Here is a 13,384-nt window from a genome sequence, read left to right on the forward strand (position 1 = left end):
AGGGGGAATGACCGGCGGGACCGCATCAGCGGCCCGCCAAAAATGGGGGGAACTATGGCAATTGACGTCCGCGTGCTGTTGAACCAATCGGAGGAGAATTTCCGCGGGTACCGGCACGGCGCCACACTGAGCGAGGTTGCCGCCTTCGAGCTACCCGAGGAACTCGTCAGTCAGATCGCCGACGGAGTTCCGGTGCAGGCACTCGAATCCGTGTTTCGTGAACTCAATATCGACACCCCCACCGCGGAGTGGGCGCTGCGGTACCGCCTTAACCGCAACCGAAGCCTCAGTGTGGGCGACGTCGTCATCGTCGGCGAGCTCGCCTACGCGGTGGAGAGCTGCGGCTGGGCGCCGGTAGCGCTTGTCGCCGAACAGATCACCAACCGTGCATCCGAGAGCCCGGTCGGATGAGCCTCGACCCTGACGACCGGGTGTACGCAAACGCCAGCGGAACCGGGGAACCGGTTGCCTGTCAGTGGTTCGCGCGGTGCAGCAACCCGGCCAACGGATTGCGCGACGCCGGCCCGCTCGGCCAAGTGCCGATCTGCTGCCGTTGCGACAACAAGGTCACGTCGCTTCAATGACCGGCCCGCACCGCAACACCATGTTCACCGACTTTGGGAGGAGTCACCAATGAGTTCGATCCAGCAGCTCGACCCGCAACAGATCGATGCCATGCGCCGGGAGATCAACCACGGCCTGATGGTCACATTCATCAACGCTGAACTGCTCGAGCGGGCCAGTCTCGACGTCGGACGATCGGTCGTGTTCTACGACGCGGACCACGGCTTCCTCTACGCCGTCGCTGAGCTACCCGACACCGGTATGCTGCAGCGTCTTTACGACAACACCTCGATCCGATTCTGGTCGTACGGCTGCTGAACCCGCCTGGTAGCGCGCGGCGGGCCCGCGGCGGCTTGCTGCTACACGGCGGGGTGCGTCTGAACGAGGTAGGACAGCGTTACCCACAGTGCGCCCAGGCCCAGCGCGTAGAACAGCACTGCCCGCAGGGCACGTCGCGCGGCCTGCAGCGGGCGTAGGACGCGGCGGCGCAGGGCCCGCACCGACGACAGAGTCACATGGCCAGTTGCGCCAGCGGAAGCTGTCGCCGCGAGGTAGTCGGCGTGGGCGTGGGCAAGGTCCAGTAGTGCGTTCATCGGGGCTCCTGTGCCGGATCGTCGTAGGTGACCAGAGCCTGGTCGCCGGTATTGAGGCTCACCCACGAAACGACGTCACTGTCTGCGACGTCGGCAGGAATGCAGTAGAGGTAGCGCACGTAACCCAGTGCGGCGGCCTCGGTTTGGTGCGCGGTACAGCTCAGGCCGTGTCGAGCGCTGTAGCGCGCAACCATCCAGACAAGATCATTCACTGTGCCGGTGCTCCTTGTGCTTCGCTGGAGCGTTCACAGTTTGGCCAGCGCGTCTAGGTAGTCGGTCAGGTCGAAGCGCAGTGCCCAGTAGGTCCAGTCCTGTTCTGTTCCGGGCTCGACCGAAGGTGGCTCGATCGAAATCAGGCGGGCATATTCGCGCTCTGCCCGCGTGACGAACCCGTGCTGCAGAGCCAGCGCAATGCGCTCCGGATCCGTTGTGCACTGCGCGGTGGTGCCCAGCAAGACGCGACCACCGCCACTGGACACCTCGTCGATCCTGGTGCCTCCCGAACCCGGCTCGCATCGCAGCCATATCACGCATTCACTCATCGTCGAACCCGTTGCAGTAGTCGGCTTCCCCGCTGCAGAGGTCCTCAAGAGAGATGGAATCGCCGCAGTGGCACCGCCCGCCGCCGCCACGCGTGCGAACGTAGCGGTGCGTGCAGGTGAGCGGGTCAGGCTCTGGAGCGGCCGCAAGGGCGGCCCGGTATTCGTCACGCTCGGCCTCGTGAATCGGGTTGGGCTCCCGATCGTCCCAGCGGTAGCTCATAGACACATCCCCCTGGTCACCGTCGCGGTAGCACTAGTCGCGGCCGAAGTTGGCGACGTCGACGTCGGTAGCAGGGCATACGAGCAGATTCGACTCACGGCACTCCAGATAGGCCTGGACTGCAGCTTCCTGGGTGTCGGCTTCGATAATGGAAACCTGATCCATCGCCAGGTCGTCGATGCGCCAATTGGCCATACCGTCTTGCCCCCCGATTCGCATGCCGCACGCTGCGGCTTTGCCATCGAAATCCACGCTAACGTGCCCTGAGGGCGCCGCTCTGGCCGCGACACGTCGATGCCCCCGGTTTGACCCGCCAGGGACCCCTGCGGCGCGCCGCTAGCATCCCAGCGAACACGGTGCGCGGCGATAAACTCGGTACGGCGCCGGGGCCGATACCCCCCCCTTCTTCGTGATCTCGGCGCAGCGCGTGTGGCGAGCACACGCGACCCGGCTCGGCTCGATCGCAGACCCCCCTCTGCGGTGCCGCCGAGCCGGGCTCTATTAGGCCCAGCGTCGAGCTGCGCTCCGGCCGCGTGGATCGGCAGCGAAAATCCGCCGGGCGGCGTGGCGATGCCCAGACTGGCTCCTATGCCGGTGCCATCATCGGAAATGAGGGGGGCACAGTGGGCATGAGAGCAGTCTGGCGGGGCGAGCACCGAGCCGGCGTTTCGGCGGCGCCCGTGTCAATTCGCGAGACTGCGAGCAGGTTTCAGATCGCCGCTGACAGTGCGCCTTCCTTTCCAAACGAAGGCCACGGCGAGGCCGCATAGCGCGATCTCAGGGGGGACCATGAGGGGGCAGCGAACGCAGCGCATCAGCGCGGCAGATGGAACCGAGCTGGCCGTCGAAGAAATCGGTCCGCCCGACGCGGCCCTGACCGTGATCTTCAGCCACGGCTTCTGTCTGAGCAAGGCCGCCTGGGCTCCCCAGCGCCACCACCTGCCCGAGCATGTCGGAGACGATGTGCGGATGGTGTTCTACGACCACCGCGGTCACGGCGCCTCGGCCCCGGCGCCAGCTGAGACGTACACGATCAACCAGCTCGGCGATGACCTGGACACGGTGATCTCACAAACCGCACCGCAAGGGCGGGTCGTGCTGGCCGGACATTCGATGGGAGGCATGGCGATTCTGGCGTTCGCCGCACGGCACGCCGAAACGCTGCGACGAGTGGCCGGGGTGGCGCTGGTATCGACCGCCGCCGACGAACTAGGCAGTCACGGGATCGGGCGCGCTCTGCACACTCCGGCAGTGCCCTTGCTGCAGCTGGCTGCTCAGCGGTTTCCCCGCCGAACCACTCAGGCCTGGGCGATGGCCCGCACCAGTCTGGCGCCATTGCTGGGCATTCCGGCGATGAAATCGCCCGCGATGGCGGCTAACTCGCAGTGTTGTCGCATGATTGGGCAAACGGCGATCTCGACCATCGCCGCGCTGCTGATGGAGTTCCGGGCCTACGACCAGAAGCAAGGCGTATCTGCGCTGACGCACCTGCCTGCGCTCGTTGCCTGCGGTGAGCAGGATCCGATCACCCCATTGGCCCACTCCGCGGCGCTAGCCAAGGTGCTTCCCTATTCGGAATTCGTGCGCGTCCCAGGCGCTGGGCACATGCTGGAACTCGAGCGGCCACGTTTGATCAGCACCGCCATCGGCAAACTCGTTGCCCGCGCTCGCGCCTACGACCTTGCCTGCGTCGGCTGACGCGCGAACCCTGCCCTGCGAGCAGCGCGGTGAAAGTCCGGCCGGTCGCGTGTCGTGCCGCAGTTCCGTCAGGGCAGTCTCGCCAGACTGACAGACATGACGACTTCGCTCTACGCTTGGATCATCGACCGTGATCATCTCGAACGCTCACTGAACGAGTTCAACCACAACGAGCCCGTCGGGTGTGAAGGGGTTTACGGGCCACGGGGTGCCAACGGCGACACCAAAGCCGCCCTGGACGCCAACTACGAACACCACCACACGTTCGAGATGCGCGATGATGACGGAATCCTCTACGTGACCGGAACCCTGTACTGGAACGGTGACCCGGAATTCGAGGTCACCTACATGCCGCTGCGTGACTACGGAGCGCCGGCCATGGGGTGCGTTCGGGTCAGCTACCCGGGACATCCGGAGTGGGACTGCGGCTAGCTCGACCACGATGGCTGACATCAGATTTCCGGACGACGTCTACCTGATAGCAGGTGGATGGGTCGAGTTCGACCTCGGCCTGCTGGACTACACCTGGCTGCACCGAATCAACGCCACGGACACACCGTCTACGCCACGTGACGTTGTTCGCGCCCACCTGCAGGCGAGAGACCCGGACGGCGTGCAACGGCGGGCCGCGGCCCAAGAGATCCTCGACTCAGTGCCCGCCGGCGCGACGTTGTCCGATGGCGCTGGCGCGGTGCTGGCCGAATGCCGTGCCCTACTCAACTGGGACGCGCTGGCATCTGTGCGGGCTCGCTTCGCAGCAGACGCGCCGCACACGATTGTGTGCGGGCCCGGCTGGTATCGCGTCATTGCTGACCTTGACCAAGAGATCGCCGCCGCCGATCCCGCGGCGCAATACCTGCACATCGCGCAAGCGGATGGGAATCTGACCATCGACACCACCAGTAGCGAACTTCAGGTGCGGGCGTTGATCGCCCAGGCGCAGATCCGCGCCGCTGCGGTGTGCGAGAGATGCGGTCTGCCAGGAGAACTACGCGATCTCCGCAGCAGCGCGACGACGCTGTGTGAGCCCCATTGGGAAATGCGTGGTTGACCGATGACCCCACCGTGTCGGGAGCCCCGCCAAGCGATGCAGGCGTGTCGAGCGCGCGAATCACGCAGCCAGACTGCATCACAACACCGACAACTGAGGAGACCGTTGGCATGTATGTCGAGGATATGGATCTCGATGAGGCGATGTACATCAAGATGGCCCTGGAACGGCGGTACCAGGAAGCGTCAGCGGGCAGCTCTGAACGAGAGCAGCTGGACTGGGACATACAAGACCTCGAGGGCCGTATCGGCGATCTGAGTCGCAACCTGGAACCGCCGGCGTTCCTCGACGCGTCGGTCCCGCACCCAGGCGTGACGCCATGAGCAGCGAGCAGATCGGCTTGGATCTGTGGCCCCGCGAACACGACCTGCCGCCGCGCTGGGACGGACTGGCCGTGCAGTGGGGTGATTGGCGGCCGCCCCTGGAAGTATTCGTGTGCCCGCCGCCCCGTGCGCCGCAGTGCTGTACCCGCTGCGGTGATACCCGGCCGCCGGCCATGAACGTCGGGCGGATCTGGACTGATCCCGCGACCGCGCCGCCTGCGATCAGCCGCGCTCGACTGTTGGCAGGGCGTCAGCTGGTCGGCGTCATGACCGCCTTCCGATGCCCACACTGCGGCCACGACACCGTCCTTGGGCCCGACGGGGAACTCTGGGACCTCGATGCCACGGACTACACCGATGACGGATCATGGAACAACGCCGTCGATAAGCGGTAGCAGTGGTGGTGGTGGCGCTAGGTCTGGTGTGTCTCAGGACAACTAGCGCTGGACGGCGGTGGGGCGACCGCTGTCGAGTGATGCCAGAGCAGCGTCGATAACCGCATTGACCGCGTAACCGTCGTTAGCGGTTGCGCCGACGACGTTGGTGCCGGCGGCGATTGCAGCGAGCCAGCCGGCGTCCTGTGCCCGGTAGGCGTGAGCAAAGCGTTGCATCCATGCTTCGGCCTCCACGTCGAGGGGGGCCGGGTCGGATGGGTCAGGTTCGGTGGGGGTCAGAGCTAGGGGGCCGGTTCCGGTGACGATCTCACAGCCGATGTCGTAGGACAGGCCGGGGCCCCGGACGAGCTCGATGACTCCAACGATGCCGGTCTGGGAAGTCAAGGTGAGGACGACGAGCACGGTGTTGCCGTCGCTGCTGGTGGTACTGGCTGTCGAAACCTCGGCGATGTCATCGCCGGTCAGCCACCGGAAAATGTCGATGTCGTGAGAGGCGGAGCTGGTGATGAGTTCGCGTTCGTCGAAAGTGATGACCGACAGCGGGTTTCGGTGCCGTTGGCTGATGAGCACGGGTGAGCCACTGCCGGCGGCGTGCAGTTGAGAATGCAGGGCGAGGTAGTCGGGGTCGAAGCGGCGCATCCAGCCGACCTGCACGAGAGGGCGGCCGGCGGCATGTTCGGATTCGACAATCTGGCGCGATTCGTGGGCAGTTGTAGTGAGCGGCTTTTCGCACAGCGTGGGAAGGCCTCGCTTGATGCAGGCCTGCGTGATGGCGAAGTGAGTGTCGTCGGCGGTTGCGATCAATACTGCGTCGATGTCGGCGTTGTTGACGCAGTCGATCGGGTCGTAGAAGACCCCGGCGGCCGGCACGAGGTGAGCAGCGCGGTCTGCGAACGGGACGTGGGTATCGGCGATCGCGGTGATCGTGGCTTGCGGGAGGCCGGCGACGATCTTTAGGTGGGTATTGCCCATGCCACCGAGCCCGATCAGCGCCACCCGGATTGGATCGACCGTCATTGCGTGGCTCCTGCGATCATGGGCGCTGGGACCCGCGCCCACGTGCCATTGGCCACGGATTCGGCGATGGCGGCGTGGATGGTGGCTGCACGGACCCCATCGGCGAACTGCGGTAGACCGTCGGGCGCGGTCCCGGTCGCAATGGCGTCGTAAACGTCAGCGACGAACGCGTTGAAGCAGTCTTGGTAGCCCTGTGGGTGCCCGGCGGGCAGCAGCGAGTAGCGGGCCGCGGCGGGGTCGAGAATCGCGGCGTCACGCAGCAGCGTCGTAGTCGAGGCCAGGCCGCCGATGATCAATTCGTCGGGACGTTCACCGTCGAACTGGATCGCGATATCGCGGGCATCGAAGGAGAACGCGAGCTGGTTCTTCCTCCCAGGTGAAGACTGAGTGACCACGATACTGCCGATGGCACCGCAGTCGGTACGGAAGGCCACGACTGCGCCGTCGTCTTGGCGGATGGTGCTGCGCGGGGCGCAGGCCTCGGCGGCGACGACTTCGGTGATGCGTTGCCCGGTGACAAACTCGGCCAGATCGCACCAATGCGAGCCGATGTCGGCGAAGGTAGCCGACACCCCGGACTGGGCGGGGTCCGAACGCCACCCAGTGGGCTCGGCCTCGGCCTGGTGGTCCTGAACGTAGCCACCATGAAGCATCCACACCTGCGTCCCGGACAGGCGGTGTCGGGCCTCTCTGACCATCGGGTAGAACCGGTAGATGAACGACACTGCGGCCACCGTGCCGGCTTCGCGTGCGGCAGTTGCCAGGGCTTGAGCGTCGGCAACGTTTGTTGCTAAAGGCTTTTCGCAGATGACATGTTTGCCAGCGGCCAGTGCGGTCAGGACTTGCTCGAAGTGCAAGTTGTTGGGTGTACAGATGTGCACGACGTCGACGTCGTCGGCAACGAATATCTCTTCGGGGGTGGCTGCCCTGCCGGCGCCAAGCCGGGCGGCGGCCACGTCGCTGTTGTGCGGCGTGCTGGCGGCGATCGCTGTGAGCTGGCCGCCGGCACGGTGAACGGCGTGTGCATGTACCGATCCGACCATGCCGGCGCCGATGATCGCGCTGCGTGGAACCTGTCGTTGCCTCACGTGCCTCTTCTCGTTTCAGGGCTGGGACGGGTCGATCACCGAGACAGTGTTGTCGTCGTTGGCGGTGTACACGGTGTGGGTGACGGGATCAACGTCGACGGTGAAGGTTTCCTTGCCGATCCGGATAGCGCCGGCGACCACCAATTTGTCGGTGTCGATCACCGTCAGGCTGCTGTCGTGATTGGCGGTGTACGCCGTATGGTATCCGCGATCGACGGTCACCCCGAACGGACTGTTGCCGACATGAAGTGTTGCGGCCACACGCCGCGTCGCGAGGTCGACAACGGTAACGGCCCCCTCCGCTTCGTTGGTGACGAGCGCAGTGTGGTGAGCGGTATCGATAGCCACGCCTCGCGGATCGTTGCCGACCGGAATGGTCGCCTCAACGGCGCGTGTGAGGGTGTTGATTACCGAGACAGTGCCGTCGCTGCTGTTTGCGACATAGGCCGTGTGTGAAGCGTGATCAATGGCGATGCCGTACGGGTTTTTCCCGACTGGGATCGTTGCGGTCACGGTGTGGCTATCGAGGTTGACTACCGACACGCTGTAATCCCACATGTTGGCCACATACGCTGCGCGATCCGTCGGATCGATCGCCACGCCCCACGGGTTCGTACCGACCTTCACACTGGCGACAACGGTGTTGTGAGCAGTGTCGATGATCGATGCGGTGTCGTCACGATTGTTCGTGACGACGGCGGTGTGGCTGGCAGGATCGAGTGCCACGTCAGCTGGTCCGGAGCCCACAGGGATGGTCGCGGTCACCGCCTGTTTCCCGGCATCGATCACTGACACCGTGCCGTCTCCGTAGTTGACGGTGTAGATGGTGCGGGACGTTGGGTCGACGGCCACAGCTTCAGGGCGCTTCCCGACAGGAATGGTCGTGACGATGCGCGCCACCGTGGCTGCTGGCCGACTGCTGGGGGGTTGGCCGGTGGCACTGTCGGGATGTCGCCCGGCGATCCAGCTGGTGGTGATCACGGCGGCAATAACCACGGCCAACCCGGCCGCGGACAGCGCCACCATGTTGCGGCGGCGTGTCGGGCGCTTGGAGGGCGCCACCAGCGGGCGCTGGGAGGGCGGCACATCGGGTGGTGGCGCTGGCAGGGTGGGCGCAACGGGCGGTACGGGGATGTCGATCGACTTGCAGGCCATCCAGAGCTGCCGGAATCTGTCCGAATCGCCGCCCAGGTGCGCGACAACGGCTTCTAGGGGATCCCACTTCGGTAGCGCGGCGCAGGTGAAGATCCTGCTGACCGTGGCCCGACTCCACCCCGTTTTCTGGGCCACCGAGCGCAGGCTCGGCTCACCCGCCGCCAATCGCAGCCGGTAGAGCTCACTGCGCAAAAAGGTCAGGCGCGGGTCCAGATCATCAAGAGCGTCGTCGTCAGTCAGCCTGCCTCCCCAGTTACCGCGGGTTGCATGGTTAACGCCAGCGTGGACAGTGACTGTTAACCATTGGCTCACTATGGCACAAAATGGCTCAAACCCTGCTCAAGGGTGCTTGCGTCCATTGACGGCCCCTTGGCTGGTTGCTGACGATGGGATCACGAAATCAAGGACGATCCCACTCCAATTGGGGGCAACCAATGCTTATCGACGACCGCACCAACACGATTTCAGGCGCAGAAGATGATTCCCCGACCGTCGAAGTGACGATGGTCTGCGAGGTATCCCAGGAAACACCGGACAGCCCCCTGCAGGCCGCCCTGATCCGGGAAGAAACGCGACAGTGGCCGGACGACCCCACACCGGACGTCATCGAGACCGTGGTCTCGGAGACGCTGCTACCCCAACCCGTGCCCGACGTCTTGGCGGCCGTCGACCACTGGCTGCAGGCCGTCCACCACCTTCACGTCGTGCCAACGTCGTGGGAACCCGGCAGCACCGGCCCCGACACGGGAGTCGTCCTTCTTCTGCAAGGCCGCGCCGAACCCGCCCCAATTGCGGCCCACGCCGCATAACAGGGCAAGCATCCTCGGCTACGCCGCGGGACATTGAACTAAGGGTGCCCGGCCTGCCCTGCTTGGACCCGCCGCCAGACGGTTGCCCCCGTGGCGGTGTCGCCCAGGCCGTCGATTCGCTGAACCTGCAGGTTGCGTCTCGCTTGGCCTAGGGCCCCGGCGGTAGCCGGTTGCAGTCAACGCCTTCTTCTCGCTCGAGGTCAGATAGTTGCGCTTGCCCGCGTCGACGTGGTGACGATGTCGGATGTCGCCGCTGCAGCACGCGGCTGCCGGGCGTTTGCTGTAATCATTTTCATGATGGTCACCGGTTGGGTGGTGCGTGCAGTGCGAATCGTGGTTCTCGTGGTTGGCGCCACCGTTGCCGCCGCTGGGTGCGCAAAGGATGATCCCGGTTCGACCCGATGGTCAGCGCTTCCTCACACCATGGGTTGCCAGCCAAAGGGTAATGATCCCAGCCCCATGGGTCCCGCGGTCACGCGGGTCCAGCAGGTAACGCTGTCCCATGCGGGTGGACAACGCCTGCAGTTGGAAGTGACTTTTGCCGTAAAGGTGCCGCGCCCTCCGCGGGTGGTTCGGGGCCCCTTCGGTCCCGTAGAAGCACCCGGCAGCATCGATATTGTGTTCGAAATTATCCCAGCGCACGACGACCGGCCGATCTATGTAACGTCGCCGGCGCCGAGCGTAGGTTGGGGCTGGAAGGCCGATGTTTCAGAGTTTGACAAATCGGCTCCCAAGAACGTGTTGGTCTCATCCACGGCCGATGGACAGGTCCTCACCCTGGTCCTCGATTTGGCTGGCCAGCGCGAGATACTCGGCAGTGGACCATTCAAAGCTAACGTAGACGTACAACCAGCGGTGTTTGGGCGGCAGGACTCAGACGGCGATCTGGACAGCCTTTTCTTCCGCACGCTTGAGTGTCATTGGAACACGCCGCCTCCGGCTCCTGAGCGCCGGCAATCGCCTCCGTCACCAGAAACAGCTCAGCCCCCGCCGTGGCCGGAACCTCCTCCACCGCCCCCGCCGAACGTATCGGTTCCCGGATCAACCCCGCCGCTCCCCGTCTCCGGTGCGGACACTCAAGGATTTCTGGGGTCCCCTTCCGCGCGCTGCGATATCGCAGATCATGCGGCGATGCTCCTGCGAACTGCTTCGTCACTCGTGGTGATTTGTTACGGACCGGGCGAAAGCCTCTATTACAAGGGAGTGCGGCTGAGTGACTCAGCGGCGATCCGTGTCGACACGGTCACCTCGAACTCGAACGGCTTCACCGCGATCAACCCTGCTGATGGCACCCGATACGAAGCGACATCCGAGGGCCTGAGCATCGTGGTCGGCGGCCAGGTGGTGGCATCGGAGCCCTCCGTGGAATGGGCATTCCTATAACTGCGCAGGGGAACGAGCACGGACAATACCCGCAGAGCTGCTGCCCCTTATTGGTTCCGACGCCGGACGCGAATCCGATGAGTCGACCACGGCCTGCGGCCCGGCATCTTCACGATCCAATGGGACGAAACCTCATGCTCGGGCGCCGTGCCGCGGATGCGTTGCATCAGCGGTGCGCTGCTGTTGTGGGGTCGGCGCGGTAGCTAGCTGGGCGGGGTGCGGGCGCTGCCTTGTTTCCCCGGCACTGAAGGGCCCGGGGTTTAGTTGGCCGGCAGAGCTACCTGCAGGCGGTGATGCTGTCCTGAGTGCTCAGCTGTGGCTGCTGAACAGCTCCTGGCCGTTGTTCATTGAAACTCCGGGGCCCCTCCGCGTCGCGCAGCTGTTTCGGATGGGCTGATTCGTATGTTGGATTGCATGAGCAAAGTCAGTGGCATCACGCCGCGCTCCATGGAGCTGTTCCTCGCCTATGCCGCGGATGCCGGGAATTGGGGTGGCAGTCCACTCGTGGGTGGGAATGTCGGTGGTGCAAAGGAAGATCGGGGGAATCTCACTCAGCTCAAGCAGGCTGGGCTCATCACCACCTTCAGCGACGAACCAGGCAGCACCTGGGTCCGGTTCACGGATGTCGGGCGGGCCTTGGCTACTGAGCACGGGATAGAGATACCGGACTGGTAGCGACGGTGAGGGATGTCGCCCAGATGCGCGGCCAGGTGGTCCGCCGGCGGCGAAATGCTTCCAGAAGCAGCGTCGTGGTTGTGCGTCCCGGCCCTCGATGCGCGTTCCTGACCTGGGGGTGCGGTGCGGTTACTGCATGTGACACCACGCTCGTCGGCGGAGTCGATCCTGCGGCACGGGTTCGAGCCGCGGATAGGACTTCGGTCTGTGTACCTGGAGACCGAGCCTGCGACGTACTTCTTCACCGACGAGCAGGCGCTGAGCGATGCGTGCTGGAACTGGCTCAGCGAAGCATTCGAGCACGTCGACGAGGACCTGATCGTGCTCGTCGCGGACGTAGACGAGGAGATGGTGCACGTCGATCTTCGGATCGGGTTTGAAGCGGTCGTGTTCGAAGCTGTTCCGCCGTCAGCAATCACGCGGGCCTATGACCTCGACACCGGCGAGCCGGTTGTCCCGGTCGGCGGCCCGACGCAGTAGGGCCAGCGAGCTGGCGGTCCGGGACCGCGTAGAACACGGGCCGCGGGTGTCAGGCACCGTGCGTACCATCCGGGCGCACGGTGCGCCAGGGGGAGTGACGACAAAAGGGGAGGTCTCGTGGGTACGTGGGAGCCGAACGGGGGCTATGGATTTCGGCGATCGTATGTGCGCAAGTTGGAAGGCTTGGACCGAATCAGGGTGTACGTCGACTTTGAACAGTGGGACGACGAAGACGCGCCGCTCGAGTACCAGTGGCAGGTCAGCGATGGATCCTGCGGCAGGAAGCTCGACTACGGGTCGGTGGATGGCGATGCGGGTCTGGCCGCGGCGATGGCGGTTGCGGACGCGGCTGCCGCACGCCTGTTTCCCGGGCACTGAGGGAAATCGGGTGTCGTGCAGCATCCAGCCCGCATGGGGGCGTAGTCGCGCTGTGTAGTCGCGGCGTCGGGTCGGCTGAGGTGAACGCGGGCGCGCCACTGGTGGGCGGTGTGTCGGTTGTCGGGAGGGCAGTGGATGCGGTTGCGGTAGTGCCGACTTCGACGTGTCGCAGACCGAAATGGGCGGGCGTGGCGAGCAACACTGGATCGAGCTGACCAGGATGACCGGCTGGCGCAGCTGACCGATTGATTGGGAGCGTTCGAAACTGGGGGAGCAATGGGGGCAGTGAGAAAGGGGCAAGCCGAGGCAGTTCTGGCTGCGGTCGCAGCATGGCTGGGTGATCGTGGGTGGGGCGACGAACCGGGGGTACCGGTCCCGACCGGTCCGGAGGCCGCCAGGCGTGCGCTAGGTCCTGAGTTGGTGATGGACTGGGACTGGCCTGGCCGGCCGACGCCGTCGGTGCTGCTGGAAGGTGGGCCCGACTCCTGGGCCATCGAGGCGGCCTACGACACCAGCATCAGGCAGCGAGCCGAGGAGCTGGGCGTATTCCTCGAGCCCTACGCCGCCTACGCCCTGTGCATCTACCCCGCATAGGGGTCTCGGGCGTTTCGAAACTATCGCCGACGCGCTCGGAGGTCAGCGCCCACTCCGATCAGGCAACCGGTCGCAACAGCCACGACAAGTTCTTGGGGGATCATGAGCGACACAATTCGAGTCCGGGCTTCTCACGTGAGTGAAGATCAGGCCCGCCGCGACGTCGAGAGCGTATTCGCCGGCGGTGGCCGTGAGGTCGAGCCGGAAACCGCTGTCACCATCGCGTCGTGGTGGCAATCACCTGGGTCCATCGGCCATGTCCTGGCGGCTTTCGCCAGCGGGGCCGCGGTGTCCAAGAGTGATCTGCTTGATGACATCGCCGCCACCCGAAACGCCCACGGCTACCACACGTTCGACATGCTGCCCTCGGACAAGCGGGCACTCGATTGCCTGGGAACCTTCGTCATCAACGCCTAGTG

22 protein-coding genes are annotated in these 13,384 nt (G+C 64.9%); 14 read left to right on the forward strand and 8 right to left on the reverse strand.

The genetic code is table 11. The features are described from left to right. Positions 1-54 precede the first annotated feature (54 nt). On the forward strand, positions 55-411 hold the full coding sequence (locus AWC16_RS19380; RefSeq protein ID WP_085266352.1) for a hypothetical protein: 357 nt from the start codon (positions 55-57) through the stop codon (positions 409-411). Between the two features lie 222 nt (positions 412-633). Then, positions 634-882 carry a hypothetical protein gene (locus AWC16_RS19385; RefSeq protein ID WP_085266353.1) on the forward strand — a complete coding sequence of 83 codons (249 nt, stop codon included), beginning with the start codon at positions 634-636 and terminating at the stop codon, positions 880-882. Positions 883-923: 41 nt separating this feature from the next. Here AWC16_RS19385 and AWC16_RS19390 read toward each other — a convergent pair whose 3' ends face one another. From AWC16_RS19390 to AWC16_RS19410, 5 genes are read right to left on the reverse strand one after another with little or no spacing between them, the layout of a single operon-like run. Further along, on the reverse strand, positions 924-1,157 hold the full coding sequence (locus AWC16_RS19390) for a hypothetical protein (RefSeq protein WP_085266354.1): 234 nt from the start codon (positions 1,155-1,157) through the stop codon (positions 924-926). Continuing rightward, entirely contained in the window at positions 1,154-1,369 is a 216-nt protein-coding gene (locus tag AWC16_RS19395; protein WP_133056003.1) for a hypothetical protein, read from the reverse strand. Before AWC16_RS19395 ends, AWC16_RS19390 begins: the two co-directional genes overlap by 4 nt. Before the next feature lie 33 nt (positions 1,370-1,402). Then, on the reverse strand, positions 1,403-1,699 hold the full coding sequence (locus AWC16_RS19400) for a hypothetical protein (protein WP_112683151.1): 297 nt from the start codon (positions 1,697-1,699) through the stop codon (positions 1,403-1,405). Further along, entirely contained in the window at positions 1,692-1,919 is a 228-nt protein-coding gene (locus tag AWC16_RS19405; RefSeq protein ID WP_085266357.1) for a hypothetical protein, read from the reverse strand. The genes AWC16_RS19400 and AWC16_RS19405 overlap by 8 nt, the downstream gene beginning before the upstream one ends. Positions 1,920-1,952: 33 nt before the next feature. After that, a complete protein-coding gene (locus AWC16_RS19410; RefSeq protein ID WP_133056004.1) occupies positions 1,953-2,171 on the reverse strand; it encodes a hypothetical protein in 219 nt (72 codons plus the stop codon). A gap of 537 nt (positions 2,172-2,708) precedes the next feature. Here AWC16_RS19410 and AWC16_RS19415 point away from each other — a divergent pair. The 5 genes from AWC16_RS19415 to AWC16_RS19435 all read left to right on the forward strand — a co-directional run bounded on the left by AWC16_RS19415 (position 2,709) and on the right by AWC16_RS19435 (position 5,386). Continuing rightward, positions 2,709-3,617: an alpha/beta fold hydrolase gene (locus tag AWC16_RS19415; RefSeq protein WP_085266359.1), complete on the forward strand. Its 909-nt coding sequence runs from the start codon at positions 2,709-2,711 to the stop codon at positions 3,615-3,617. 96 nt (positions 3,618-3,713) lie between these two features. Continuing rightward, on the forward strand, positions 3,714-4,049 hold the full coding sequence (locus AWC16_RS19420; protein WP_085266360.1) for a hypothetical protein: 336 nt from the start codon (positions 3,714-3,716) through the stop codon (positions 4,047-4,049). 10 nt (positions 4,050-4,059) lie between these two features. Further along, positions 4,060-4,668, forward strand: a complete 609-nt coding sequence (locus AWC16_RS19425) for a hypothetical protein (protein ID WP_085266361.1) — start codon at positions 4,060-4,062, stop codon at positions 4,666-4,668. Positions 4,669-4,778: 110 nt separating this feature from the next. Continuing rightward, complete coding sequence (locus tag AWC16_RS19430; RefSeq protein ID WP_085266362.1) at positions 4,779-4,991, forward strand: hypothetical protein; 213 nt, start codon at positions 4,779-4,781, stop codon at positions 4,989-4,991. After that, positions 4,988-5,386, forward strand: coding sequence for a hypothetical protein (locus tag AWC16_RS19435; RefSeq protein WP_085266363.1), 399 nt, complete (start codon positions 4,988-4,990; stop codon positions 5,384-5,386). Before AWC16_RS19430 ends, AWC16_RS19435 begins: the two co-directional genes overlap by 4 nt. A 42-nt stretch (positions 5,387-5,428) precedes the next feature. Here AWC16_RS19435 and AWC16_RS19440 read toward each other — a convergent pair whose 3' ends face one another. From AWC16_RS19440 to AWC16_RS19450, 3 genes are read right to left on the reverse strand one after another with little or no spacing between them, the layout of a single operon-like run. Continuing rightward, the gene (locus AWC16_RS19440) at positions 5,429-6,403 is read right to left on the reverse strand and encodes a Gfo/Idh/MocA family protein (RefSeq protein WP_085266364.1); all 975 of its coding nucleotides are present in this window, start codon (positions 6,401-6,403) and stop codon (positions 5,429-5,431) included. Next, positions 6,400-7,491 (reverse strand): Gfo/Idh/MocA family protein, encoded by a 1,092-nt coding sequence (locus AWC16_RS19445; RefSeq protein WP_234812350.1) that lies wholly within the window; start codon positions 7,489-7,491, stop codon positions 6,400-6,402. Before AWC16_RS19445 ends, AWC16_RS19440 begins: the two co-directional genes overlap by 4 nt. A gap of 15 nt (positions 7,492-7,506) precedes the next feature. Next, on the reverse strand, positions 7,507-8,958 hold the full coding sequence (locus tag AWC16_RS19450; RefSeq protein ID WP_133056005.1) for a hypothetical protein: 1,452 nt from the start codon (positions 8,956-8,958) through the stop codon (positions 7,507-7,509). Between the two features lie 122 nt (positions 8,959-9,080). On the opposite strand from AWC16_RS19450, the gene AWC16_RS19455 reads away from it, so the two are divergent. The 7 genes from AWC16_RS19455 to AWC16_RS19480 all read left to right on the forward strand — a co-directional run bounded on the left by AWC16_RS19455 (position 9,081) and on the right by AWC16_RS19480 (position 13,382). Further along, positions 9,081-9,455, forward strand: a complete 375-nt coding sequence (locus AWC16_RS19455; RefSeq protein ID WP_085266366.1) for a hypothetical protein — start codon at positions 9,081-9,083, stop codon at positions 9,453-9,455. Positions 9,456-9,692: 237 nt separating this feature from the next. Then, positions 9,693-10,838: a hypothetical protein gene (locus AWC16_RS24115; protein WP_133056006.1), complete on the forward strand. Its 1,146-nt coding sequence runs from the start codon at positions 9,693-9,695 to the stop codon at positions 10,836-10,838. A 414-nt stretch (positions 10,839-11,252) separates the two neighbouring features. Continuing rightward, the gene (locus AWC16_RS19465; protein ID WP_133056007.1) at positions 11,253-11,513 is read left to right on the forward strand and encodes a hypothetical protein; all 261 of its coding nucleotides are present in this window, start codon (positions 11,253-11,255) and stop codon (positions 11,511-11,513) included. A gap of 207 nt (positions 11,514-11,720) precedes the next feature. Further along, complete coding sequence (locus AWC16_RS19470; protein WP_085266369.1) at positions 11,721-11,993, forward strand: hypothetical protein; 273 nt, start codon at positions 11,721-11,723, stop codon at positions 11,991-11,993. Between the two features lie 183 nt (positions 11,994-12,176). Further along, positions 12,177-12,371, forward strand: a complete 195-nt coding sequence (locus AWC16_RS19475) for a hypothetical protein (RefSeq protein WP_133056008.1) — start codon at positions 12,177-12,179, stop codon at positions 12,369-12,371. Between the two features lie 285 nt (positions 12,372-12,656). Next, the gene (locus tag AWC16_RS24120; protein WP_133056009.1) at positions 12,657-12,965 is read left to right on the forward strand and encodes a hypothetical protein; all 309 of its coding nucleotides are present in this window, start codon (positions 12,657-12,659) and stop codon (positions 12,963-12,965) included. Between the two features lie 135 nt (positions 12,966-13,100). Beyond that, complete coding sequence (locus AWC16_RS19480; protein ID WP_085266371.1) at positions 13,101-13,382, forward strand: hypothetical protein; 282 nt, start codon at positions 13,101-13,103, stop codon at positions 13,380-13,382. The last annotated feature ends 2 nt before the right edge of the window (positions 13,383-13,384 follow it).

The sequence above is a fragment of the Mycolicibacter longobardus genome, from assembly GCF_002102265.1.
GTDB classification, from domain to species: domain Bacteria; phylum Actinomycetota; class Actinomycetes; order Mycobacteriales; family Mycobacteriaceae; genus Mycobacterium; species Mycobacterium longobardum.

Bases quoted from the DNA above. Each gene is read 5' to 3' on its own strand.
- AWC16_RS19380 (WP_085266352.1), top strand. From the start codon at position 55: ATGGCAATTGACGTCCGCGTGCTGTTGAACCAATCGGAGGAGAATTTC.
- AWC16_RS19385 (WP_085266353.1), top strand. From the start codon at position 634: ATGAGTTCGATCCAGCAGCTCGACCCGCAACAGATCGATGCCATGCGC.
- AWC16_RS19390 (WP_085266354.1), bottom strand. From the start codon at position 1,157: ATGAACGCACTACTGGACCTTGCCCACGCCCACGCCGACTACCTCGCG.
- AWC16_RS19400 (WP_112683151.1), bottom strand. From the start codon at position 1,699: ATGAGTGAATGCGTGATATGGCTGCGATGCGAGCCGGGTTCGGGAGGC.
- AWC16_RS19405 (WP_085266357.1), bottom strand. From the start codon at position 1,919: ATGAGCTACCGCTGGGACGATCGGGAGCCCAACCCGATTCACGAGGCC.
- AWC16_RS19415 (WP_085266359.1), top strand. From the start codon at position 2,709: ATGAGGGGGCAGCGAACGCAGCGCATCAGCGCGGCAGATGGAACCGAG.
- AWC16_RS19420 (WP_085266360.1), top strand. From the start codon at position 3,714: ATGACGACTTCGCTCTACGCTTGGATCATCGACCGTGATCATCTCGAA.
- AWC16_RS19425 (WP_085266361.1), top strand. From the start codon at position 4,060: ATGGCTGACATCAGATTTCCGGACGACGTCTACCTGATAGCAGGTGGA.
- AWC16_RS19430 (WP_085266362.1), top strand. From the start codon at position 4,779: ATGTATGTCGAGGATATGGATCTCGATGAGGCGATGTACATCAAGATG.
- AWC16_RS19435 (WP_085266363.1), top strand. From the start codon at position 4,988: ATGAGCAGCGAGCAGATCGGCTTGGATCTGTGGCCCCGCGAACACGAC.
- AWC16_RS19440 (WP_085266364.1), bottom strand. From the start codon at position 6,403: ATGACGGTCGATCCAATCCGGGTGGCGCTGATCGGGCTCGGTGGCATG.
- AWC16_RS19455 (WP_085266366.1), top strand. From the start codon at position 9,081: ATGCTTATCGACGACCGCACCAACACGATTTCAGGCGCAGAAGATGAT.
- AWC16_RS24115 (WP_133056006.1), top strand. From the start codon at position 9,693: ATGTCGGATGTCGCCGCTGCAGCACGCGGCTGCCGGGCGTTTGCTGTA.
- AWC16_RS19465 (WP_133056007.1), top strand. From the start codon at position 11,253: ATGAGCAAAGTCAGTGGCATCACGCCGCGCTCCATGGAGCTGTTCCTC.